Genomic DNA, 22,681 nt, shown 5'->3' on the forward strand with positions numbered 1-22,681 from the left:
GAGGCCACTGCCACAGCCCCTGCCGAGGCGAGGTCGATGTCGGTGCTGACCCGAATCCGAACGATGTTCTTCCCCGCCGCAGTGCCCGACGGACTCATCGAGGCCGCACCGGCTGTCAGCGTCCGCCGGATCTTCCGTAGGTTCTGGCCCGACGTCCGCCCCTTCCGCGGCTGGCTCAGTCTCAGCCTGGTGTTCGTGCTGTTGTCCCCCTTGCTCGAAGCCGCCGAGATCTGGATGTACAAGATCCTGGTCGACGACGTGCTCACACCACAAAACTTCAGCGCATTCTGGTGGGTCGCCGCAGCCTACGCGGGCCTGACGCTTCTGGGCGGTGCAGTCGGCTTCTGTGATCAGTACCTTGCCGCGTGGATCGGCGAGAACTTCCTGCAACGAATGCGCAGTCGCGTGTTCGCGCACCTGCACTCGCTCTCGGTCAGCTTCTTCGACCGCCGACCGCTCGGTGATCTCCTGAGCCGGCTCACCGGAGACGTGGCCGCCATCGAGAGCCTGGTGCTCGCCGGCGTCGCGCAGTTCATCTCCGCGTTGATCAAAATTGCGTTGTTCACCGGAATCCTCTTCTACCTCAACTGGAAACTGGCCCTGGTCGCGTTGATCGCCGTGCCATTCTTCTGGTCGATGGCGCGCGTCTTCGGCCGCAGGATCAAGGCAGCGTCGCGGGAGGTCCGCCAGCGCAGCGGGTCGATCAACGCGGTGGCCGAGGAGAGCCTCGGGAACGCAGTCCTGGTGCAGGCCTACGGCCGGGAACAGGCCGAGGAGGCCCGCTTCACCGCCCAGGCCAAGGGCAGCGTCCGCGCCGCGCTCGCCGCGACCCGGCTCGCGGCCCTGTTCCCGCCGCTGACCGACCTCTTCCAGGTCGTGGCCATCATGTCGATCATCGGCGTCGGAGTATGGCAGCTGACACTTGGTCAGATCACTCTCGGTGGCCTCCTGGTCTTCCTCGTCTACATCTCACAGCTCTACGGACCGGTACGGAGCCTCGGGCAGCTCTCCAACACCGTCTTCGCCGCCGCCGCGGGTGCCGAACGCATCATCGAGCTGCTCGACCAGAAGCCCGACGTGCACGCACCCGCGGACCCCGTCCGCCTCTACCGGTCGACACCCTCGCCCCGACCACGCGTGTCGGGGGTGATCGGTCTCGAGCACGTCTTCTTCCGCTACCCCGACACAGCACACGACGTCCTGCACGACATCAGCTTCATCGCGCGCCCCGGACGGATCACCGCGGTCGTCGGAGCGAGCGGGGCTGGGAAGACGACCCTGCTCAAACTGCTGCTGCGGTTCTACGACCCCACCGCCGGACGCCTCACTCTCGACGGCCATGACCTGCGCCGCCTGGACCCCGCGCAGCTGCGCAGCACCATCGCGATAGTGCTGCAGGAGACCCTGCTCCTCGACGGCACGATCGAGGACAACATCCTCGCGGGCCGCCCCGAGGCCACCCGCGCTGAACTGCTCGCAGCGGCACGAGCCGCAGATGCGGCAGAGTTCATCGAGGGCCTTCCCGAGGGCTATCGGACACGAGTCGGCCAGCGTGGACGCCTCCTGTCCGGGGGGCAGCGCCAACGTATCGCGATCGCTCGGGCCATGATCCGCAACGCCCCTATCCTCCTGCTCGACGAACCGACGACCGGGCTGGACGCGGCCGCGGGCGAGCGGGTCCTGACCCCCCTGCGCCGGCTCATGACCGGACGCACCACGATCGTGATCTCGCACAACCTGCTGACGGTCGCGGACGCGGACCAGATCCTCTACATCGACCAGGGACGGGTGACCGAGATCGGCACGCACAACGAACTGCTGGCCAACAACGACCGTTACGCCCACCTCTACCGGCTGCACCAGCGGACAGAGGGACGGACACCACATCAGCGGCCGCGCACTGCGCCACAACCGCAGCGAGTCTCGGAGGGGATCGTCTCATGAAGATCATCGTCATCGGCGGCGGACCGGGCGCGTTGTACTTCGCCATCTCGGCGAAGCTGCGCGATGCTGGCCATGACATCACCGTCATCGAACGCGACCCACCCGGCGCCACCTACGGCTGGGGCGTGGTCTACTGGGACGACCTTCTCGATGCCCTCTACGGCAACGACTCCGAAAGTGCCCGTGAACTGCGCGCGGCGTCGGTGCTCTGGCAGCAGCAGGAGGTGCGGCTGCGTGGAAAGACCGCATTCTACGCCGGCTACGGCTACAGCGTGGGCCGGGCCGCCTTGCTCGAGATCCTCGGCCAACGTGCGGAAAATGTCGGGGTCCGCATCCGGTACCAGGACAACGTCCAAGACCTTTCGGACTTCCGCGAGGCGGACCTGATCGTCGCCGCGGACGGTGCCAGCAGCCGTGTTCGGCAGCAGGACGAGTATTTCGGCACGACATTGACGACCGGCTTGAATCCCTACATCTGGCTCGGTACCGACAAGGTCTTCTCCAAGTTCCTCTTCGACTTCCAAGAGACGCCGGCCGGGTGGGTGTGGTGCCACGCATACCCGTCGAGCTCGGGGATCAGCACATTCATCGTCGAATGCCAGGAACAGACCTGGAGCAGGCTCGGGCTCGGCGCCATGTGCAGCGACGACAGCAGGAGCGCTTTGGAGGAGATCTTCTCCGACGTCCTGAAGGGCCACCGTTTGATCAGCGAGTCGCGCGGCCAACCAGCCCGCTGGCAGCGATTCACCGAAGTGCGTAACGAAAAATGGTATCACGGCAACGTCGTCCTGCTCGGCGACGCCGCCCACACGACCCACTTCACCATCGGATCCGGTACCCGGCTTGCGATACTCGATGCGATCGCCCTCGCCCAGAGCCTCTACGAGCGTGGCGAGAGCCTGCCACATGCCCTCGACATGTACGAAGAGCGGCGCCGCAAGCCCATGTACCGAACCCAAGCCGCAGCACGTAGCAGCATGGCGTGGTATGAGCGCGTCAACCTCTACACCGACCGGGACAGTGTCGCCTTCGCTGCCGCCATGGCAGCACGACAGGGCTCACTACCCCCGTGGCGCCACCAACTGCACCTACTCGAACAACTCGCGCCCGCTCGCGTCGCACACCGCTGGTATGAGACCGGAGAACGCTTCTACCTCGCACGTAGGAGAGGCGAAGCCCTCCGGTACACATCCTTCGCACCTCCCCGCTCACCGAGCGCACCGGCCGACACGGGGCCTCATGCCCGCCCACGGACAGAGGAGTTGCCGACGGCCGATGCACGATCAGTAGCGGTGTAGGGCAAGGTGGAGAGCACACTGATGAGGTGCCGCTCACCGCCGGCGCCTGCCGTTGCCCGGGAACTGGCAGAGCTGGGAGCACCTCGGCACCATCGATTTGCGGTAGGAAGAGCGTCCTCAAACTGGCGGACCGCGAGGCAACCAGCCGATGAGCCTGGTCCTCGGCCATCCCAGCGGGAAGCGGAATGCCGGTCCGAGGCCGGCGTGATGACCGTCGGCCCCCCGCTGAGGCCGGGCGGGCGGTCGCGCGCGGCCCGGCCGTTCCTGAAGTCCGGTCCCTCGTCGCGCCGGCCGACGACCCGCCACCGCGTCGCCGACGTCGCGGAGCCCCGACCCGAAAGGCGCCCTCGCCGTGCGGAGGCGTTGCCAAGCAGTCCGCGAGAACCCGTTTCGGCTGCAGCGCATCAGCTCACACGACCGCAGTGAGCCGCGTACGGCTCCCCGGTGCAGGTCGTGCTCCGTCTCGCCCATCCTCTGGACGGGGCGCGACCAGCTCGCCGCACCCTCGGTAACATGCGAGGCCGGCGCCGCCGAACGCGGCCGTGACGTGCGCGTCGCGGGTCGCGACGCCGTCGCCGCCGCGAACAGCCCCTCATCGTCGAACAGCCTGGGCCCTCCTCCCAGGCGTCTCCGAGCCGGACCAGCACCGCGAGGACCCCGCCGCGGGCCAAGTCGATGCCCCAGCCGCGGTAGCGAAGACGACAGCCGCTGCAGCGCAGCACCCTCGTCGGCCGTGGCGTACCGAGCGGGCTCGTACCCGCCCCAGCAGCGGACCGAACAGTGGCCACTGCTTCCAACTGCGGAACCGGGATACCCGACGCGACCGCAAGGATCGGGGCGCACAGGTCGCCGGACGCCTGATCGTTCCCTACCTGGCTCGGCGTCGCCGAGGTGCAGGCACCCAGCGGACTGGTGCCGCTAGCAGCTCAGTCACTCGAACCGTTGACGACCAACGGCCCGGTGTGCCTGCGACCAATGGGCGTTAGATCGCCACAACTGCCGAAACAGTGCCACAGCTGAAACAGTCTGTGAGCGGCGGCGACCATGCGGGGCAAGGGTCGAGTATGTCCTCACCGCTGGCTGTGACGCCCGGGCTCCCGTGGGGACGAAACCCAGAGGGAAGCGTGAGCCCGGTACTCTCAACCGATCAACCGCGCCACTTGTTCTTCAGCCTGAGGGCCACACGTTCGTGCAACTCGTCGAGCGCCTTTATCCCCGTCTGAACGAACGGGACGAGGTCCCGGATCAGGTCCACCAGGACGGCGGCGACGCCTCGTCTCCGTGACGGCGACGTCCATGTCTTCGGCATCAGCGCCACAGACCTACTCTCTTGCCTGACGGGGCTGCAGTCAACTGCGTGCGACTCGCCGGACATTGGCGCACCCGACCGCGCGACGCTGTGGCGGACCCGCTGAGGTCCGCGCTCAGCCCAGCCTGCCACGTGCAGCGAGCTGGTCGGTCGGTGCGTGGTCGTCGGTCAACACCTCGTGGCCCTCGGTCCGGGGGAAGATTTCCCTTCCACCAAGGACCGAGCCGGGCTCTCCGCGGGCGGCGGCACGATCTTCCAGTTGCGCAAGGTCGAGCGCTCCGTTCGTCGCGACGACGACCGCGTTCCCACCCTGCCGCCGGCCGAGCTGATCCGGCCGAACGAGGACCGCTACCTGCCAAAACTTCGTAGACACAGTTGCGGTCACAGACCACAGCAGCGAGTGCGGATACTGATCGATCACATTGAGGACGTACAGGCCTCTCGGCCGCATGACCCGCGAGACGTCTGCGACGAACTCCGTGGTCGCCAGATGCCACGGGACTGACCGCGCCCCGAAGGCGTCCCCGATCACCAGATCGGCTGATCGGTCGGGAAGAGCCGCCAGACTCGCCCGCGCATCTCCGATTCGCGTTGACACGCCGCTGATCTCGTCAACGCCGAGCTCGCGTCGCCCCAGCTCCACGACCCCCTTGTCGAGTTCGAGCACGGTAGAACGGGTCCCGGGACGGGTCGCGGCGAGCCACCGGGGCATGGTGAATCCGCCTCCGCCGAGATGCACGGCGTCGACTGCCTCCCCACCCGGCAGGCTGGTGTCGATCGCGTCGGCGAAGCGGCGCGTGTAGGCGAACTCCAGACGGCGCGGGTCAGAGAGGTCGACGAAGGAGTGGCGAAGGTCGTCGAGTACCAGGATCCGCTCGGTCGGCAAGACACCGCCCTCGACTTGAGCACAGTAGTACGTGGTCTCAATGTCGCACCGACCCGGTACCCAGGTCAGCAGGGTTCCCAGCAGAGCCGCGGTAGTCGCCGTGATCGCAACCTTACGACGAGGTCGCTTTGTAGCCATCAAAGCTGCAAGGAGCAGGCAGGCGCCCGCGCACACAAACAGGATCACCCCGACAGGGAACAGCGCCACAAGGACGAAGCCCGCTGCGAAGGTTCCCACGAGCGACCCTACAGTCCCCGCGGCCGCCAACGACCCGATGATCCTGCCGGCTCCGGCGACTTCGTTGAGCACCGCACGTGTCACGGCTGGACCGACTACTGCAAGAGCAATGATCGCGGGCAGGGTCGCACACGCGACGAGCACCACAGCCGCGGACGGCCCCTGTCCTACCAGAGGCCCGAGCACACGGACTACCGGGCGCACCGCCAACACGCCCAACCCGCCAACCGTCAGCCCTCCCACGACCACCGAACGGGGCCTGCGTCGATCAGCGAGTCGCCCCCCTAAGGCAGCTCCGGCAGCGATACCGCCGAGCGCCACGCCGATCACTGCCGTCGTGGCCTCAAGGGTGAGGCCAACGTAGGGGGCAACAAGGCGGGTAGTGAGCGTCTCGACGATCAGGATCACCGCACCACTCACGAGAGCCGCGGCACGAGCATCGAAAACACGCACCCGCCCATCCTCGCAAGCCGCGTCGTCCACCCAAGGCGAGCGTGTCCTGATGGAGCCGCAGTAGGTGCTGACAGCGGTCCCGAGCTCAGGTCGGCAAGCGCCCGGACGACGCCACCCGCGAGATGTCTCAGCCTCGTCCCGCGCTCAGATGTGGCCGTCTGTCCTGGCAGGTTGCGTGTCCCCTCTGCCCAGGGAACCGTGCTGGCGGCCAACCTCGATCATCGGCAGGAAAAGCGTGACGACGGGCGGGCTGTCCCGCGAGACGACCAGCCGGCCGTCCTGGTCCTCGGCCAGCCGGGTGGCGAGCGGGAGACCCAGGCCCGTCCCGTCGGGGACCGTCGAGTCGCCAGGCGGGCCGCCATCGCGCTCAAGACGACCGTCGTCGGCGAATCCCGACCCCTCGTCGCTGACGTCGACCGCCACCGCGTCGCCGACTTCGCGCAACCCGACCCGGACGGCGCCCTTGCCATGCCGCAGCGCGTTGTCCAACAGCACCGCCAGGACCTGGCCGATCGCAGCTCGGGACCCCACGACCGTCGACTCGCCGTCCAGCTCCGCGCACCCGTCCCGGTCCAGCTCGAGGCTGCGGCCCTCCGCTACCAGCCGCGGCCGATAGGTCTCCACCACCTCGTCGAGCACGGAGTGCAGGTCGACCGGGCCGCGCCCGTCGCCGCCCCGCGACCGTGCGAGCGCCAGCAGCTCCTCGACCGTGTGCGTCAGCCGCTCGGTCTCGACCACCGCGGCGTCGAGCGCGGGCCCGACACCGGCACCCGGTCGGGCGCGGACGTCCGCCCGAGCGTTCTCCAGCCGCAGCCGCAACGCCGCCAGCGGCGTCCGGAGCTGGTGCGACGCCTCAGCAGAGAAGGCCCGCTCGCGGGCGAGGAGGTCGTCGAGGCGGGCGGCGGTGCCGGCGAACGCGGCCCCGAGGGCGTCGACCTCGGCGAGCCCGGCCCGCCGCGGCCGCACGCTGAAGTCCCCCTCGCCGAGCCGGCCCGCCAAAACGGCCAGGTCCTCCAGCGGCTGGGCGAGCCGCCGGGCCTGCCGCCGGGCGATGACCCACGCCGCGGTCAGGACAAGCGCAGCCAAGCCCAGCATGCCCAACCAGATCGGGATCAGCGCGGTGTACACCACAGACACGGGCCGCGCAGCTCGGACCGCACCGAGGATCTCCCCATCGCCGATCACCGGACTAATGGCGACCAGCTCGCCGCCAATCTGCGCAACCCGTGGAACGACGTCGTTCAGCCCAGCCGCAACACCTAGATCTCCACCCCTGGGGCCCTCGCCGGCCAGGAGCAGGCCGTCCTCATCGAAGAGGCCGAGCGAGGTCGCGGCCGTCCCCGAGCCGGGCAGCACCGCGGGAACGCGGTCGTGGGCGAGGTCGGTGAGCACCGTCGCCGAAGTCAGATCGGCAAGCCGCTGCAGCGCGACGCCCTCCTCGGCGACGGCATAGCGGGCGAGCCCGAGCCCGAGCGGCACGCCGAAGAGCGCGACGGCGATCGCCGCGATCGCCACCGAGAGCGAGACGATCCGGGTGCGGACGCGAGCGGTCCCTCGCACGGTCCCTCCTCGGCCTCGCGCGCCGATGTTGCAGGAGGCGTCCTCGGCGGCGAGGGTTGCACGCTAGAACCTCAGCCACCCAAGGCGATAGCCCGCGCAGACGAACCCGGACCGCGTAAGGCGCCCCGACGAAGTATCGGTGACTCCGGGCGCTTCACACCACTGGACTCGCATTGCCGCTTCCCACGGTGCCGTCTACCAACCGTCCCCCGGTCCGCACGATGATTGACAGTCGATAGATATGGAGTGATAATCGATCGCGACTACCGTGGAACGCGTGCCCTAGCCTCCGGATCTTCCTGGTGCTCCTGTTCGGCGTCCCGATCGTCAGGCGATGGCTTCCCCGTGTCAGCTCACACACAACGCAGACCTCGCCGGGAGGCAACTACATGGATCCATGGGTGGACGATGGCTGTCGCATCAGGCTTCGTTCTGCTCTGCGGCCGAAGGATGGTCGTCAGCAGATGGAAGCTGCCGCGCCTGACACCCGTTACGGCGGGTTGTCCGGTCAAGCTTTCAGTCGTCGGGCTCGATGTCACACTCAGGAAGGGCGTCCCAGCCCGGCGCTCGTTGGCGTGTCCAAGTGGATCTTGCGTATCGCCGCTACAACGGGCGCCGCGATACTGCCGTCCCTCCCGACGAACGATTAGTATCGCGGCGCTGGGCGTGACCCCCATGCAGCAGGCTACCTCGCTGCGGATCAGCCCGAGGTGATCATCTGATGTCGATCGTCGTACGGATCGACGTTGAGCTGGCTCGGCGGAAAATGAGTGTACGAGAGTTCTCCGAGCGGATCGGGCTCTCGCCGGCCAACGTGGCAGTACTCAAGAACGGCCGGGCAAAAGCAGTGCGCTTCAGCACACTCGAGGCCATGTGTCGGGTGCTCGATTGCCAGCCCGGGCATCTCCTTGAGTGGGTCGAGACCGAGCATCGCCCGTAGGGATAGCAAGATCCGGAAACGAGGCAGCCATGCTAGATACCTCGAGCCGCAGTACCATCCTCGCCCGCGTCGCACTCTCATCCAGCCAGGTTCAGTACCGTCAAGGTGCCGCTGCTGCGATTGGTTACGTATCCCGATCGCCCGTCGGGACCGACCGCGACCCTCGTCGGATTGTCCCCGGTCGGCACTGTCGCAGTGACGGTGAAGGTATCTGCGCTGATCACAGAGACGGTGTCGTCATCGGCGTTGGGTACGTAGGCGAAGCGCCCGTCGGGGGCCCACGAGACACTCGCCGGATTCTTGCCGACCGGCACTGTCGTGATAATCGTGTCGCTACGCGTGTCGATCATGGCCACGGTGCCGCTGTCCTCGTTGACGACGGCGAGCAACGGGCGGTTCGGGTGGACGGCAAGACTGTGCGGACTCATTTCCACCGGCACCCGGGCGACGATGAGATGGTTCCTGGTATCGATCACGACAACTTCGTTGGATTCGTGGTCCGCGCTGTAGGCGCGAGCGCCGTCGGACGAGAACTCGATCCAGTGCGGGTTGGGAGCCACCTTGAGGTCCATGCTTACGGCACCCGTGGCGGTTTCGATCACCGAGATGGCCGCCGAATCGTGATCGGGAACGTACACCTCCGCGCCGTCCGGGGATACCGCCGGGATGTAGGGCCGCGAGGTGACGGGGATGGTGGCGATCACCGCGTTCGCCGACGTGTCGATCACCGCGATCACGGCGACGCGCCCGGCGTCGTCGAAGACGCTGACGTAGGCGCGACTTCCGTCCGGTGCGAACGTCACGTACTGTGGCGGACCGGCCGTAACCGGAATCGTCGCGGTAAGCTCATTGGTCGCCGTCTCCAGAACAGACACAACACCCGCGGTGCGGTTCGCGATGTACGCGAAGCGACCATTGGGCGCGATGGCGATGAAATTGGGCATAGGGCCCGCTGAAACCGTCGACTTGACCGTCGGGGTGGGCACGCTCTGGGCCAGCTGCGGCGGGCTGGACATGGCCGACGTCGGCGCGGCCGATGTTGGTGTGGCCGGTACCGACGTCCCGGATGTCGTACTGAGCACCGGCCCGGTCGGGATCCGCGCGGCCTCCGAAGGATCTGTGCTCGAGCGGGTCAGCGGGAGGACTACCGCGGAGAGTCCGGCCAACGCCGCGACAACCGCGACCAGTGATGCCAAGACCAGCAGCGGCCGTCGGGGACTGGCTGCCGCGTGCGCACGGCGTAGCCGGGAAACCAGGCCCGACTCGTCCCCGGCCGGCGGACCGGGAACCTTCTCGGCCGCACCAGAACCCACGGAGAGGGAGCTACTCGGCCCGGACGGCTTCGTCGACTCGGGCAGCGGGCCGCGCTTGTGCGCCGCCGGCGGCGCGAGGATCGACGGGGCAGACTCGGATGGCGGTCCAAGTACGGCGGCCGTATGCCCGGCCCGGCTGTGGCCGACGCCGTCCTCGGCGAGCCGAGCAGCGCCCAGCGCAACGCTGTGTTTGGGGTGCGCGTCCACGACTGTGGGACGGCCCAGCTCCTGGCCGATCATTCGCGCAACCAGGGGGATGCGCGACGACCCACCGACCAGTAACACCGCGCTGACCTGTTCAGGCGCCACGTCCGCTGACGCCAGCGTTCGGGTGAGCGCGCTGATGGTGGACTCGATTGGCGCGCGAATCATGCCCTCGAAGTCGGCGCGAGTGAGATCGACCTCGAAATGCTGATTCGGCAGGAAGACGGGGATGGTCGTCTGGACATCGACGGAAAGCGCCTCCTTAGCCGCGACACAGTCCTGGCGCAACCGCGCCAGCGCAACAGTGGTCTGCGGGTCACGCATATCGAGCTCAGCGAACGCAGCGGCCGCACTGTATTTGACGTGAGCCAGTATGGCCTCATCGAAATCTATTCCGCCGAGCCGCTCGATACCCTCCGGCATGCCCAAAATATCGATCCTGTTCGCTCGCCGGCGCAGCAGGGTAGCGTCGAAAGTGCCGCCGCCGAGGTCGTAGACCGCGACAATCTCACCGTCGGCCAGTCGACGGGAACTGGCGTAATGGGCGGCGGCGGCCTCCGGTTCGGTGATCATGCGAGCCCCCGGCAACCCGGCCAACTCCGCGACCTCTTCGAACAGCCCGCGGCGGAACGGACCCCAGTTGGCAGGATGAGTGAGGACCACCCCATCCGGCTCGGCCCCCTGGTGCGCAACCACCCGTTGCACCACGTCCTGCAGTAATGCCGCGAGCAGCGTCGTCACGCCATATGGCTGCCCCCCGAGTGTCACCGGAGTTGGATCGCCGAGGCGGCGCTTGAACTCGCGGCCCACCCGATCCGGGCATCTCACGGCACGCAGGCTCGCGGGATCACCCGTGACGACCGCACCGTCCTTACGTACGTAGACGACTGCCGGGCTGACGATCGAGCGTTCACCCAAGGTGAACATCTCGACCCGGGCCCCTTGGCCGATGGCGGCGGCCACGAACGTCGTACCAAGGTCGACGCCGAGTGTGTAGGTCACTTCCGCCTCCTCAAAGGAGAGCTCCGTCTCGACGAGACGACCCTGCCGGGTGGTGATACCGCGCGAGTAGAGCCTCTTGAGGTCGGAGCAACCTTTGTCGGCGTTAGCGAGCCGACCTGACGGACCATCCCGGAGAACCACAAGAGGAGCGCTGAGGCTCGCCCGGCTCAGCGGCCTGCCCCCGATAGAAGCGACCAGGCCAGGCCGGCGGGTTCGAGAGGTGGATCCCGGATGGCAGCCTACGTAGCGGTGGACGCTGGCCCAAACGAGGCCCGAATGCACTGACGCCAAGCCTTCACCAGCAGCCCTGACATAACGCCAGGTTCTCGGCCGCAGCCAGGCCGTCAGCGTCGGACGCCCCACGCCGTAGCCATGTCAAGCAGCGGCGGTGTCGGCGGTGGGCCAGGCGGTGGTCTCGTCGTAGAGGGTTCTGGTCTTCAGGCAGCCGTGCAGGATCCCGACAAGCCGGTTCCCTAGTTGGCGTAGCGCGGCGTGGCCGATCTTGCGAGCGCGCAGCGCGTCGTAGTAGACGCGGGCGCCCGGTGAGTTGGTCAGGGCGCAGAACGCCCACTGGTGGACGTCTGCGAGGCGTTTGTTGCGGGTGTAGCGGGCCAGCACCACGGTCCGGCGCCCCCACGCGCGGGTGATCGGGGAGGTCGCGGCATAGCCAATCAGGGGCTGCGCTTCAAGATCGCCGATATGGCGGCGCGCAGGTCGAGGCTGCGCGGGCACTGATGTACCAGGTGTGTACCGCGGTGAATGCGGGGCAGCCCAGTCCGACGCAGGCCTCCATGGTCAAGCTCGTGGCCTCCGAGATGGCCGAGCGGGTGACCAGCGAGGGCCCGCAGATCCACCCGCCGTCATGGCGGAACCGACGGATCACGCGGGCTGGTCCGCGGCCCGCTCCTCGCGCCACTGCTCGACCAGCGACCGCTTGAACCGGTTGTTGGACGGGACCTCGATCCCCTTGTCCTCGGCCCACTGCCGCAGCTGCTCGCGCTCCTCCGCGGTGAGCCCGGTGCTCGTGCTGACCTGGCCGCTCCCGCCGCGCTTCGTGGCCGACCGCAGGTCCGGGATCGACGCGTCGACCCGGCCGGCGTCGATGTAGGGCTGCAGCAGCCCCAGCAGCTTGCGGTACTCCGGAGCCGCCAGGTCGATCTGCACCCGCATCTGGTCGATGTTCAGCTCGTGCGACTCGACGTCCTGTTCGGAGCCCGTGAGGTCGCAGTACCGGATCTCCCTGATGCCCATCGATCAGCCCGCCTCGGCCGTGGTCCGCGCGGCGCGCTTCCGCCCGGCCGGGCCGCCTGCCTCCTTGGCGGCCTCCTTCGCGGCCTCCTTGGCCGCCTTGCGCAGGGCGGAGAGGGTCTGGCCCGCCAGCGCCTTCGAGGCCACCGAGTCGCCGATCTGGCGCGGTGTCATGCGGCCGCGACCGGTCTCCGCGAGGTAGGTCTGCCCCTCCGGACCGGTCCGGTACTCGAGGTTGGAGGCGACCCGGTGGAACCGGGTCCGACCCCGCTGCCGCACGCCCTCCCACCTCTCGACCTTGACGGCGAGCAGGCAGCACGTGCAGGTCAGTCGGCGGACGAACAGCCCCTCGTCGTCCACCTCGGTGAAGTGGATCCCCGCCTGCCGGATCGTGGGGAACAGGTGGCGGCCGCGTTCCCGGCACGCCAGCACCTCGTCGGAGACGCGGTCGACGTAGAGGTCGACGTCCTCGTCCGAGGCCCGAACGATCCCCGTCTCCTCCAGCTGCTCACCCTGGATCGACTTCGGCAGATCGGCGTCGCCGTCGGCCACCTGGCACCCCTTCCGTCGTGTTCGTGTGCAGTGTCGCGGTCCATCGCGGTCCGCGGAACCAGCAGATCACACCATCACCGCCGATCGGGCGCCCGTTCGGGCCCAACGATCCGCGACGATCGGTGGTTCCGCCACCCCGGCATGGGCACCACTGGGCCCAGACCTGGGTCGCGTCCGTCGCAGCGCGCGTCGGCGGGCGGCGTTGTCGCCGATGCAGCACGTCTGCTCCTGATCCAGCAAAGTTGATCGCAGATACAGGAACTGTCGCGCAGCTGCGCTTCCCGCGCGTCGAGAGGTTGACGGATAGCCGATCGAGCTCAATGTCGGACAGTCGGCGGCCAGTGACGAGCGCCGCGAACCGGGATCGTCTGGCCGGGAGCGGCAGCTGCGTGCATTTCGGTTCTCGCCGTCTCAGCGTCAAAGGGCGGATTACTGGCTACCGCTAACTGTCGTTTTCGTCATAGTGTCGGGTTCCCGGGCTGCTCGTGGGCACTCGAGCGCAGGCACCGGCGCAACTTGATCACAAACAGATTCGGCCCGCCAGCGGCTTTGGCACGAGCCGGACCCGCGACGTGCATCGCCTGGGCGCCCGGCCGAGCTCAAGTTCACAACCAACGCGGCCGTTTGGATCCATTCCGGGGCCGTTTCGGATGACGCCGGCGCCCAGGTCGTGCGGTCGGGCTGACGCTCACTGCACTCCAGGGTGTGCAGTTGGAAGGCCGGCGGACTCGGCCGCACTCAGGAGCCGCCGGTCGTAGGTGACGAACGCCGTGAGGTGCTTGCCGAACACGCCGCGAGCGGTGGCGAGATGAATCGCGTCGAGCGACCGCAGGTCGGGATCGGGGTACGCCGCGGCGGCGGCGCGCACAATATCGTCGATCTCATAGCGGGCCACCCTGGCCAGGGTCGCAGGTACGTCGACGAGGAGGGTGGGCTCGACCCGGCGCAAGGCTCGGGGCAGTTCGACCTCGACCAGCACCGAGGACACCCACGGCTGGTCGGGCCGCGCGTCGAGCCAGTCGGCCAGCGCGGTGCTCTCCGGTTCGGAGCGGACCAGCTTCACCAACGCCGCGGTGTCGAGATAGATCATTGCAGGTGTCAGTAGCGTTCCTCGTCACGCAGCTCGCGCAGTAGCTCGCCCGCCTCCTGGTCACGGCGAACCGGATCGTGCGGACGGGGTGCCGGGCCGGTGACCGTGGCCGGAATTAGCTTGCCGGTGGCGAGCCATTCGCTCAGCGGGTGGCCCTGGGCGGGAACCAACCGGGCAACTACCGTGCCGCGTTCGGTGATGTCGATCGGCTCGCCGAGCTTGACGCGGGCCAGGACAGCGGAGGTGTTCTGGTTCAGCTCGCGTACCGGCACTTCCGACATGCACCAACTGTACTACATATCCGTAGTACAGAGCTCCTGAGCTGTGTCGCCCGAGCCGGCCGACCGGATTGCGGCGACCTGCTGACATGGAGGCCCCCATCTACGCCTCCAAGTAACTCAATGACGTGCTCCAGCACTCCGGATACCGCTGTCAGAATGCGGGCTCCCTCGCCCGTAAGGCCTGCTAGATCCAGGCTCTGCACGGGGGCTAGGGGTGGCGTGCAGCGCCCGGCCGTGAAGCATCGCGCAGCCGGGTCTGCTCCAGGCCGTCAGCTGCGCACGGCCAGGTGCTCGTAGCGGATGGCCACTTCGTCCGGGATTCGCCCGCGCGCCGCGATCTGCAGGCCCTGGCTGCGAGCCCACTCCCGGATCGCGCGGTTGCGCTCCCGGTCGGCGCCGCTGGCGGCGCGGCGCGGGGCCTTCGGCGTCGTCTTCTGCGGCCGCCCGGCAGCCACGTAGGGGGTGAGCGTCGCCCGCAGGGCCTCAGACTTCACGCTGGCCAGGTCGATCTCGTAGTGGTGGCCGTCCAGGCTGAACCGGACCGTCTCGTCGGCCGGGCCGCCGTCGATGTCATCGATGAGCGTCGTCTGGAGCTGCCTTGCCATCTCTCCTCTTCCCGCCGGGGACCTCGGCTCCGGGTTGTACGGCAGCTCGCGCCAGGCTGAACGGAGGCGCGCCGGGGCGGTGAGGTCCGCCACCACGCTGGAGGTGGGCCTCGACCTCGGCCACCGTTTCCCGCCGCCCACGTCGGCAAATAGGAGGGCGGAGCCTTCGAGCTGGCTAGACTCGCGGCCATGAGCGCGGAGCAGGAGCGCGAGGAGCTGGCTCGCTTGGTGCAGCAGCTGCCCGACGAGGACGTTCCTGCGGCGCTCGAGCAGCTGCGCAGTCGAGTCGGTGCGGTGCGGGCGTGGCCGCCCGCGTGGTTCGGGATCGAGCCCGGCGACGGCACCCGTGTCGGAGCCGACAGCGAGGACATCCTCGCCGAGGGGTTCGGCAAGTAGGTGCTGGTCTGCGACACCGGCCCGCTGGTCGCCGCTGGACTGTCCCGAGATCCTGACCATCACGCCTGCGTCGAGTTGTTCACCGCCATGCACCTGGCGGGCCGACCGATGGTGCTGCCAGCTCCCGTGGTCGCCGAGGTCGGATACCTGCTGCACCGAAGAGGAAGCGCGCGGGCCGAGTCAGCCTTCCTACGCTCGCTCGCCGCCGGAGACTTCCGAACCGTCGAGCTGACGGGCGAGGACTACGCCCGCATGGCAGATCTCGTCGACACCTATGTGGATCTCCCACTGGGTACCAGCGACGCGGCAGTGATCACGCTCGCCGAACGGCTCGGCGTCGCTGAGGTTGCCACCTTGGATCACGGCATTTTCGAGTCGTTCGGCCCCGGCATGTTGGGGCTCTGACACTTCTTCCCTGAAGTGTGGCTATCGCTACGGCAGCGCCATCTACCGCAGCGCCGGTCCTTGCCTCGCTGACCTCGCATCACCCCAGGGGGTGGGAGAACGCTGTCCTTCGGTCGTTGACGACATCGATGAGGAGGGCTGCAGAGCGAGGTGCTCTACCCGCGGTCCGAAGAGAGAAGGACGTGGTCTTCGGACCGTCCCGTCGACGTCAAGCTGGCTTGACGCTCAGGTCGCTGTTAAGCAAGCTTGACGTATGGCCGTGAAGATCGAGCGGGCCGAGGTCGGCGAGTTGCTGGCGCTATGGGACGCGTACGGCGCCCGTCAGACGTGGGCCGAGGCCGTCGCCGAGGGCGCTAACCCGGCGATCATCGAACAGGCGCTCGCCGAGGTCGCAGACGTCTCACCGCTCGACGCCCTAGAAGCGAACCGGCGCGTGGTTGACCTGCTCGTCGCTCGACGCTGGTCCGTGATGAGGGAGGCTCGAGAAGCCGGCGCAAGCTGGACTGAGATCGGCCGGGCTCTCGACATGACCAAGCAGGGCGCGCAGGACTGGTATCGGCGCAAGGTCGCCGAGCAGGAGCGCTATGTTCCCAAGCCCACGACGCTGAGCAGGCCCAGGCAGCCCTTGAGGAAGAGTGATCACGATGCCCGCCGTGGCTGAGATCGCCGAGATGGTGCGCAGGTTCGGTGGCCTCATCGCCGAGCACGACTGGACGCCGACCGGCTGGGAGGCGCAGTACGTCCGCCCGCACGACGGCGAGTTGTCGGATTGGCGGGCGGTCTACTTTGCTGACCTGGCGAACCCGCTCCGGGAGGAGCCCACCATCTACGGTCGGCCTGTCGAAGGCTGGTCGGCTGAGGGTGAGGCGCTAGTCGTCGACCAGCTCGCCGGACGCCGAGTCCCTGCCGACTCGCTCGATGGCTTCGTGCAGCTTGTACCCACCGGGCGCCTGCAGTCGGTCGTGGCTGCCGAGCCGGGCTGGACGGTGGAACTTGACACCAACGACGAGCCGACCACCGTCCCGGTGGTCGCCTGGATGGCCGATGCCTCGGGCGCTATGCGCCCGGTGACGGAGGGCCTGATGACGGGCGGGCGACTGCTTGAGAACGAGGGCGAGCTCATCGCCCCGCGCCCAATCCAGGTGCTGCGGGTCATCGCCCCCGAGTAGCCGCGGACAGCCCGCGCGCCGGGGATCCATCCATCTGCTGGCGACACAGCCGACAGGTCAACTGTCCCAGACCGTTGCGGCGCACCTCCTCCAGCGGGTGCGGACACCCATGGCAAAGCGCGAGCACTGCAAGTGCGTCGCTCGGTGCTCGGTAGGGCCTCGGTGCGTCAGTGGCTCGCATGCGGCGAGCCTTCCACTGCCCACCGACACAACCTGCGACTCTTGATCGGCAACGACACGGTACACGTCTTGCTGAAGATGGGGTCGGTGAAGGAGATGCAGCCGCCGCAGCCCGAGGTGGAGGCGTTGGTCCGCGCGCATCGCGACGCGCAGGCCGATCAACGCGCCGCGATTGCGACCGAGCGCGACCGCGACCTGGGCCGAGCCCGCCTCCAGAGCGCCGCAATCGAGGCTCGGCTCCGTGCGCATGGCCATGACGCCCTGGCCGACCAGCTTGAGCACGAGGCAACCGCGGGGGCGGCCCTCGTCGCTGCTCTCACCGCCCCACACTGCAGCGGGGGCCGAGACGTCGACCAACTGGGGCAGGTCCTCACGGTCTTCGCCCAGCGGCGGGCCGCCGTCGAGCAGTCAACCCGCGCGCCTGGGGCGGTCGCCAGCTGACGCAGCGGCGCCACTGCGGCAGGGGTAGAAGCGCTCTTCCGCTGTCGGGCCGAGGGGCGACTCCGGGGACTGATGTACTGGATCGTCACCGAGGACGAGCGCGAGGCCAGGCCCAAGCCCTCCCCGATGAGCTGCTTCCCTACGTCGCACAGCGGCTCGACACGCTAGAGCTCGCCCCTTGGAACAAGGAAGCCAACCGCACGCGAGGTGCGCAAAATGGTCGGGCCCGCTAGCAGGCAAGCGGTGGCGGTGTTTCTCATCGGTCGAGGACGACCAGCGCGTCGAGCTCGTGCGGTTCCTCTGCCTTCACCAATCCGAGCTCCAGCGCTTCCGACGTGTCGGAGACCCTGCTCACCGCGTATCGCGCTACGGTGCCGACCGTCCACGCTATTCGATCAAGGTGGGAGTAGGCGCATGGCGGGCAAGTTCGAGGTGTACCAGGACCGGGCCGGCAAGTACCGGTTCCGGCTCAAGGCCAGCAACGGCCAGGTCGTCGCCAGCGGCGAGGCCTACGAGACCAAGGCCGCAGCCAGAAAGGGCTGCGAGTCAGTGCAGAACGCCGCCGCCGGCGCGACGATCGTCGAGACCGACTCCTAACCGCGGAACCAGCCGGCCGCAGCTCGCCGGTGTGCCGGACCGGATCGTAGATCAGGGACTGGAAGGACATAGGCGGTAGCCTGCCAGCGGCTCGGGCTCGTCCTGGCGGCAGACGTAGCAGTCATCGGCCCGCCCAGAGCAGCGACACGATGTGGACCTCTCGCTCCCGTTCGAGGATCAGGTACGTGACCATGCCGTTGCCAGCACCGAACGGCAGGTTCCGTAGCGGGGCGTCCGGGTTGGCGAGCGGCTTCACGGAAAGGCCGGTCCACGGGGACAGCTCGAGCAGGGCGAAGACCTCGACGAGGGCGTGCAGGCCTTGTGCGGGGAGGGCCTCGATCGCGGCTTGAGCCTCGGGGTGGACCTCAATCGTGTAGGTCACGGAGCGGAGGTCAGTCCGCGACCCCGAGCTCGGCCTTGAGCCGGCTCCACGAGACCGTTCCCTCCGGGCCGGTACGGGTGCGGAGCGTGTCCTCGGCCCTGCCCAGCATCCGTCGGTAGCCGTCCTGGCCGTGTGCCGAGGTCAGCCAGGCGACGCGTCGCCAGGACTCGAGGGCCTGGTGGACCTCGGCGAGGTCGAGGCGCTCGGTGGCGCGCTGCATCACCGTGCGCCACTGCTCGTCGAACCGCTCGGCGTCCTCGCTGGTGAGCGAGGCCCGGATCTGGGCCGGCGTGGCATCGGCGAACGGCGGGCCACTCGCGCCCGCTCCGCCTGCCACCGCCGCCGTCACAGTCAGAACTCTATCGCTCCTCGCCGTCGCTCACCTCCATGACAAGCCGCGGAGGAGCTGGAGTACACCAAGTCCCTGCTCTCCGAGCGGGCTCGCACAAACCAGGCAGGAAGCCGACACCGTTTGCGCGGAGGCGTCGCAGCTGCAGATGCAGCTCACCGCGGCCACGGCCGACGTGGAGCACCTGGAGCGCCGCCTCGGCGAGGAACAGAAGGAACGCGCCGAGCTCGCACGGCGCACCGACGTGGCCGAGCAGCGGGCCGATCCCCCGGACCGGGGGAACCAGGCGCTGTCCACGCAGCTCGACGCCGCCCGCGAGGACGCCGCCCGGCACCGCGACGTCGCGGCGGAGCTGCGGGCCCAGCTGGCCACCGCGACGGCCACCGCCGAGGGGCTGCGCGAACAGCTCGCCGCCGAACGCGCGCACGGCCAGCAGCGCGTCGACGACGCCAACGCCCGCGCCGCCGTGCAGCTCGAGGACCTGTGCGTGCGCCACGAGCGCGACCTCACCGAGCTACGGGCACAGGTCGAAGCAGCCGCTGGGACGAACAGTCCGAGCTCGCCGGGGCGCGGACACCGGCGCCGCACGGCGCGCGGATCCGACACCGGCCCGGATGCGCGGACAGCGGCCCGGCGCCGGCGACCCCGGTGGGCCGGACGAGCAGCCCCGCAGCTGGTTTGATCTAGGGAGAAGGTGGTCGGTGATGTCCATGCAGCCGCAGCAGCCCGAAGGGGCGCAGCCGTCGCTGCTCATTGTCGCGCTGGTCCGCGTCCCACCGCGAGACCCAAAGCTGACCAGCGCGCCGCGATCGCGGCCGAGCACCAGCACGACCTCGGCCGGGCTCGGCTGCGGCTCGCGGCCATCGACGCCCGGCTACGCGACAACGGCGCCGCGGAGCTGGCCGACCAGCTCACTTGGGAGGTCGAAGCCGGGGCGACCCTGATCGCCGCGCTGACCAGCCGCTGCACAGCGACCCCGGCGACCGCGTGACAGGGCGGGGGCGACGAGCTGGACTCGGCGCTCGCCACGTACGCGTTGCGCCGCAACGAGGTCCACAGCGCCTACCCGCTGCAGCACCGCGCCGCGGGCTGACCGTCCCCCCGCCCGCGGCGGGACCGGCGACGGGCACAGGTCACGGCGGCGGCATGGTGCACCGCTGCTCCTCCCGGGCCCGGATCCGGCGCAGCGTCTCTCCCACCAGGAGCGCCTGCACCTGCGGCACCCGCGGCCGAGGAGACCCGCCGCGCGGTGTGTGCTGTCCATCCGGCCCGGGTGCCGGGCGCCTCCTGTCCGAGCTCTGCGGCCAGGTCCTCCCACGAGGCGCCTGCCGCGAGCTCGAGCGCCACCGCGCGCCGGAGAACCTCCCGCGCGAGCTCCACCAGTCTCACCGCGTCGCCCACGACCACGCCCGGCACCGTCACCGCCGCGCCGGGCATCATGCCGCGCGCGAACTCCGAGGTGTCCCTCGCGACCTCGGCCAGCGCCAGACCGGCCTCCGAACGGTCGTTGAGAGGCGCCATCACCGGCGCCGAGCCAGTCGTCTGCATGAGACGACCATGGCCCACCCGACGGCCCAGACCCTCGCCGCCGACGGATCTGTGAACAACTTCGCGCCCCCGGTCCGAGCACCCCACATCGAGCACTCGCCGCGCCGCCCGAGGGGACGGCGAACGAGGGGGCGATCGAGGGGCGCCGGCCGCGGGACGCTCCCGCGCTGCCGTGCGCCGCGGGCAAGGCCCTCCGCTGCGCTGCGGCCGCTACGCGATCGCCTGCGGCGAGCCCTGCCCACGCACCCGACGCGCGGGCCTGCCCGTCCCGCCGGCGACCCACCGATCGACGCCAACCCTCGCCGGCCCCGGCGCACCGCCGGGGGCGTCCGAGGAGGAACACGATGCCGGTCAGCTACCGCGTCTCCCACGATCGCTCCACCGGCCATGCCTTCGTCCCCGCCGAGCCGATCGTCGAGACCTCCGCGCTGGATCGCTGCCCGACCTGCGGGCACGTTCCCGACGGCCAGCAGGTCGCGGCCGAGTCGGTCTACGCGGGCCCCCTCGTGCCCGACGTCGAGCCCCGCACCGACGCCCGCCGGGCGGCACGGGCCGGTGTCCAAGTCCTGCTCGAAGCCGCCACCCTGCGCCGGCCGCTGTCCGCCGCCGCCCGCCACGCGACCCCGGAGGTGCTCCGCTACCTCAAGGCCCTGCAGCCGACCCTTCGAGCCCTCCCGCGCGGGGCCAGGGTGGCCCGCTGGCACGCCGCCCAGCCCCACCGCTGGGTGGTCGAGGCCAACGCGCTGGTCCTCCTCGACCGCCCCCAGGCTCTCGCCGCACGCTTCGAACCCGACGCACTCGGGCACTGGACCTGCACCGCGTTCCGCATCATCCGCGGCGGCACGGTCACGCCCGCGTAGCGCAGACAGCCCCGGCGCCCCCGTCCGACGTGCTCGATAGACGGGGGCGTCGTGGCCTTCACTCCTCGAGTGCCTCGCGCAGCGCCCCGGCCATCCCGCGGACGCTGCGGCGCACCTCGAGCGGCAGGGGACGGCCGTTGGCCAGCTCCCCCGCGGCCGCGGACAGCACACCGGCGACCTGCCACGCCAGGCGCCGGTCCGGGATCGCCCCGTCGTGCTGCTCGCGCAACGCCGCGGCGAGCGCCCGGAAGTCCTGGGCCTCGGCGACGTGCTCGGCATCGACCTGGACCTCGCGGTCATAGCGGCTCGAACCACCCACGCGCCCTCACCTCCCTCGTCCGCCCCGCGAGCACGCCAGGCTTGCGACCAGCGGAAACCTGCGCCGACGATGAACAAGCCGCGGTGCGCGGGATCTTCCCCATCCCGGCACCGCGGCCGCGGAGCACGCTACCCCATATCGAACATCAGTTCGACTCGTGGCGGTGTGGGTCACTCGACCGACCCCTTCCCCGGCGAGCTGCACCGGAACCGCCCGAAGGCAGCACACCCCCGCCCGGGGCGTGCCGGCGATGAACCCACCCGCGCGCCGACACGGGTGAGATAAGGCCCCTACGGGGTCGCTGACGCGATCACACCCGGTCCGGCGAGGCGGAACCCCCGCCGATCCCTGCGGGACCCCGAGCGGCCCGCGCTGGGACGAGCCGCAGTTCCACCACAACTCCACAGCGAAGGAGCATCCGATGGCCGAGAAGACCAGCGCCCCCAGCATCGACGGTGTCCCGCTCGACCTGAGCCCGGGCACGATCATCGACGTCGGCGACGCCTGCGACCAGGACTTCACCACCGACATGCGGCGAGGCCGCTACGATATGGGCGAGTGGATCCGCTGCCCGGACTGCGGGCAGGAGCACCAGATCGTCTCGGTGACCCGGTTCGACATCGTCCACAACATCCGGGTCGTGAGCTGATCTCCAGACGCCTCGAGGGGCTCGGTTCGCCGAGCCCCTCGAGACCTGTTCAGGACACGGCGCGACGCCGCCCCCGCCTGCGGGTCGTCGACGCGCGGGATGGCTGCGGCGAGATCCGTGGGAACCGCGACGTACCGTGCGGGTGTGGCCGAGCACGACGCCGACAGCTCCGAGACGCCGCCGACGCTGCTGCAGCGGATGGTCGCGGCGAAGATCAGCGAGGACCGAGCCCGGGAGTACCTGCGTGCCCAGTGGGTGAGCAGCGACGGGGAGGTCATCACCGACCCCGACGCCGTCGTGGTCAAGTTCGTGATCAAGCCCCCGCCGGTCACCGAGCACGTCTGAACCCCAACGGTCCGCCCGCCTGTCGTGAACGGCCGCCGCGGTGGTGGCGGGCCAGGGCGACGCTGGTCGAGGGGGGTCGACCAGCGCCACCGGCGAGGCTACGGCGCGGATCCGCTGCC

Annotated in this window: 26 protein-coding genes and 1 pseudogene; 14 read left to right on the plus strand and 13 right to left on the minus strand. The window is 69.3% G+C overall.

The genetic code is table 11. From position 1 onward, the window contains the following. The first annotated feature begins 36 nt into the window (after window positions 1–36). Complete coding sequence (locus ACL02T_RS10635) at window positions 37–1,944, plus strand: ABC transporter ATP-binding protein (protein ID WP_412830472.1); 1,908 nt, start codon at window positions 37–39, stop codon at window positions 1,942–1,944. After that, entirely contained in the window at window positions 1,941–3,242 is a 1,302-nt protein-coding gene (locus ACL02T_RS10640; RefSeq protein WP_412830473.1) for an FAD-dependent monooxygenase, read from the plus strand. The genes ACL02T_RS10635 and ACL02T_RS10640 overlap by 4 nt, the downstream gene beginning before the upstream one ends. A 1,147-nt stretch (window positions 3,243–4,389) precedes the next feature. Here ACL02T_RS10640 and ACL02T_RS10645 read toward each other — a convergent pair. From ACL02T_RS10645 to ACL02T_RS10655, 3 genes are all read right to left on the minus strand, one after another. Further along, window positions 4,390–4,560 carry a hypothetical protein gene (locus tag ACL02T_RS10645; RefSeq protein ID WP_412830474.1) on the minus strand — a complete coding sequence of 57 codons (171 nt, stop codon included), beginning with the start codon at window positions 4,558–4,560 and terminating at the stop codon, window positions 4,390–4,392. 106 nt (window positions 4,561–4,666) lie between these two features. After that, window positions 4,667–6,157, minus strand: a complete 1,491-nt coding sequence (locus ACL02T_RS10650; protein ID WP_412830475.1) for a fused MFS/spermidine synthase — start codon at window positions 6,155–6,157, stop codon at window positions 4,667–4,669. Window positions 6,158–6,271: 114 nt separating this feature from the next. Then, entirely contained in the window at window positions 6,272–7,687 is a 1,416-nt protein-coding gene (locus tag ACL02T_RS10655) for a sensor histidine kinase (RefSeq protein WP_412830476.1), read from the minus strand. 721 nt (window positions 7,688–8,408) lie between these two features. Here ACL02T_RS10655 and ACL02T_RS10660 point away from each other — a divergent pair. Then, complete coding sequence (locus tag ACL02T_RS10660; RefSeq protein ID WP_412830477.1) at window positions 8,409–8,627, plus strand: helix-turn-helix domain-containing protein; 219 nt, start codon at window positions 8,409–8,411, stop codon at window positions 8,625–8,627. A 77-nt stretch (window positions 8,628–8,704) separates the two neighbouring features. Here ACL02T_RS10660 and ACL02T_RS10665 read toward each other — a convergent pair whose 3' ends face one another. Both ACL02T_RS10665 and ACL02T_RS10670 read right to left on the minus strand, forming a co-directional pair. Further along, entirely contained in the window at window positions 8,705–11,146 is a 2,442-nt protein-coding gene (locus ACL02T_RS10665) for an Hsp70 family protein (protein ID WP_412830478.1), read from the minus strand. Between the two features lie 375 nt (window positions 11,147–11,521). Continuing rightward, window positions 11,522–11,812: pseudogene (locus ACL02T_RS10670) on the minus strand (IS110 family transposase); the annotation flags it as partial. A gap of 68 nt (window positions 11,813–11,880) precedes the next feature. Between ACL02T_RS10670 and ACL02T_RS10675 the strand changes: the two are divergent. Then, window positions 11,881–12,084 (plus strand): acyl-CoA dehydrogenase family protein, encoded by a 204-nt coding sequence (locus ACL02T_RS10675; protein WP_412830479.1) that lies wholly within the window; start codon window positions 11,881–11,883, stop codon window positions 12,082–12,084. On the opposite strand, the gene ACL02T_RS10680 is transcribed toward ACL02T_RS10675, so the two are convergent. The 5 genes from ACL02T_RS10680 to ACL02T_RS10700 form a co-directional block, all read right to left on the minus strand. Continuing rightward, window positions 12,026–12,397: an Lsr2 dimerization domain-containing protein gene (locus tag ACL02T_RS10680; protein WP_412830480.1), complete on the minus strand. Its 372-nt coding sequence runs from the start codon at window positions 12,395–12,397 to the stop codon at window positions 12,026–12,028. The two genes, ACL02T_RS10675 and ACL02T_RS10680, sit on opposite strands and share 59 nt — an antisense overlap. Before the next feature lie 3 nt (window positions 12,398–12,400). Next, on the minus strand, window positions 12,401–12,946 hold the full coding sequence (locus ACL02T_RS10685) for a hypothetical protein (RefSeq protein WP_412830481.1): 546 nt from the start codon (window positions 12,944–12,946) through the stop codon (window positions 12,401–12,403). A gap of 688 nt (window positions 12,947–13,634) precedes the next feature. Continuing rightward, on the minus strand, window positions 13,635–14,036 hold the full coding sequence (locus ACL02T_RS10690; protein ID WP_412830482.1) for a type II toxin-antitoxin system VapC family toxin: 402 nt from the start codon (window positions 14,034–14,036) through the stop codon (window positions 13,635–13,637). A gap of 8 nt (window positions 14,037–14,044) precedes the next feature. After that, window positions 14,045–14,317, minus strand: a complete 273-nt coding sequence (locus ACL02T_RS10695; RefSeq protein WP_412830483.1) for a type II toxin-antitoxin system Phd/YefM family antitoxin — start codon at window positions 14,315–14,317, stop codon at window positions 14,045–14,047. Window positions 14,318–14,586: 269 nt separating this feature from the next. After that, on the minus strand, window positions 14,587–14,922 hold the full coding sequence (locus ACL02T_RS10700; protein ID WP_412830484.1) for a histone-like nucleoid-structuring protein Lsr2: 336 nt from the start codon (window positions 14,920–14,922) through the stop codon (window positions 14,587–14,589). Window positions 14,923–15,111: 189 nt separating this feature from the next. Here ACL02T_RS10700 and ACL02T_RS10705 point away from each other — a divergent pair, with 189 nt between their 5' ends. The 6 genes from ACL02T_RS10705 to ACL02T_RS10730 all read left to right on the plus strand — a co-directional run bounded on the left by ACL02T_RS10705 (window position 15,112) and on the right by ACL02T_RS10730 (window position 18,110). After that, window positions 15,112–15,318: a hypothetical protein gene (locus tag ACL02T_RS10705; protein ID WP_412830485.1), complete on the plus strand. Its 207-nt coding sequence runs from the start codon at window positions 15,112–15,114 to the stop codon at window positions 15,316–15,318. After that, a complete protein-coding gene (locus tag ACL02T_RS10710; RefSeq protein ID WP_412830486.1) occupies window positions 15,319–15,723 on the plus strand; it encodes a type II toxin-antitoxin system VapC family toxin in 405 nt (134 codons plus the stop codon). A gap of 253 nt (window positions 15,724–15,976) precedes the next feature. Beyond that, window positions 15,977–16,384: a hypothetical protein gene (locus tag ACL02T_RS10715; RefSeq protein ID WP_412830487.1), complete on the plus strand. Its 408-nt coding sequence runs from the start codon at window positions 15,977–15,979 to the stop codon at window positions 16,382–16,384. Then, on the plus strand, window positions 16,377–16,892 hold the full coding sequence (locus tag ACL02T_RS10720; protein ID WP_412830488.1) for a hypothetical protein: 516 nt from the start codon (window positions 16,377–16,379) through the stop codon (window positions 16,890–16,892). The genes ACL02T_RS10715 and ACL02T_RS10720 overlap by 8 nt, the downstream gene beginning before the upstream one ends. 222 nt (window positions 16,893–17,114) lie before the next feature. Continuing rightward, on the plus strand, window positions 17,115–17,513 hold the full coding sequence (locus ACL02T_RS10725) for a hypothetical protein (RefSeq protein ID WP_412830489.1): 399 nt from the start codon (window positions 17,115–17,117) through the stop codon (window positions 17,511–17,513). Window positions 17,514–17,927: 414 nt separating this feature from the next. Then, complete coding sequence (locus ACL02T_RS10730; protein WP_412830490.1) at window positions 17,928–18,110, plus strand: YegP family protein; 183 nt, start codon at window positions 17,928–17,930, stop codon at window positions 18,108–18,110. 121 nt (window positions 18,111–18,231) lie between these two features. Here the strand turns inward: ACL02T_RS10730 and ACL02T_RS10735 are convergent, their stop codons facing one another. After that, window positions 18,232–18,492: a type II toxin-antitoxin system RelE family toxin gene (locus tag ACL02T_RS10735; protein ID WP_412830491.1), complete on the minus strand. Its 261-nt coding sequence runs from the start codon at window positions 18,490–18,492 to the stop codon at window positions 18,232–18,234. A gap of 10 nt (window positions 18,493–18,502) precedes the next feature. Beyond that, window positions 18,503–18,841, minus strand: a complete 339-nt coding sequence (locus tag ACL02T_RS10740) for a DUF6247 family protein (RefSeq protein WP_412830492.1) — start codon at window positions 18,839–18,841, stop codon at window positions 18,503–18,505. 148 nt (window positions 18,842–18,989) lie between these two features. Between ACL02T_RS10740 and ACL02T_RS10745 the strand changes: the two genes are divergently transcribed. Further along, window positions 18,990–19,523 carry a hypothetical protein gene (locus ACL02T_RS10745; protein WP_412830493.1) on the plus strand — a complete coding sequence of 178 codons (534 nt, stop codon included), beginning with the start codon at window positions 18,990–18,992 and terminating at the stop codon, window positions 19,521–19,523. A 1,210-nt stretch (window positions 19,524–20,733) separates the two neighbouring features. Continuing rightward, window positions 20,734–21,249 (plus strand): Rv3235 family protein, encoded by a 516-nt coding sequence (locus ACL02T_RS10750; protein WP_412830494.1) that lies wholly within the window; start codon window positions 20,734–20,736, stop codon window positions 21,247–21,249. A gap of 58 nt (window positions 21,250–21,307) precedes the next feature. Here the strand turns inward: ACL02T_RS10750 and ACL02T_RS10755 are convergent, their stop codons facing one another. Next, window positions 21,308–21,568 carry a hypothetical protein gene (locus tag ACL02T_RS10755; protein WP_412830495.1) on the minus strand — a complete coding sequence of 87 codons (261 nt, stop codon included), beginning with the start codon at window positions 21,566–21,568 and terminating at the stop codon, window positions 21,308–21,310. A gap of 421 nt (window positions 21,569–21,989) precedes the next feature. On the opposite strand from ACL02T_RS10755, the gene ACL02T_RS10760 reads away from it, so the two are divergent. Both ACL02T_RS10760 and ACL02T_RS10765 read left to right on the plus strand, forming a co-directional pair. Continuing rightward, window positions 21,990–22,217, plus strand: a complete 228-nt coding sequence (locus ACL02T_RS10760) for a hypothetical protein (protein ID WP_412830496.1) — start codon at window positions 21,990–21,992, stop codon at window positions 22,215–22,217. Window positions 22,218–22,361: 144 nt separating this feature from the next. Continuing rightward, window positions 22,362–22,562, plus strand: a complete 201-nt coding sequence (locus ACL02T_RS10765) for a hypothetical protein (RefSeq protein WP_412830497.1) — start codon at window positions 22,362–22,364, stop codon at window positions 22,560–22,562. The last annotated feature ends 119 nt before the right edge of the window (window positions 22,563–22,681 follow it).

It is taken from the genome of Pseudonocardia oceanicola (assembly GCF_047200735.1).
Taxonomy (GTDB): Bacteria; Actinomycetota; Actinomycetes; order Mycobacteriales; family Pseudonocardiaceae; genus Pseudonocardia.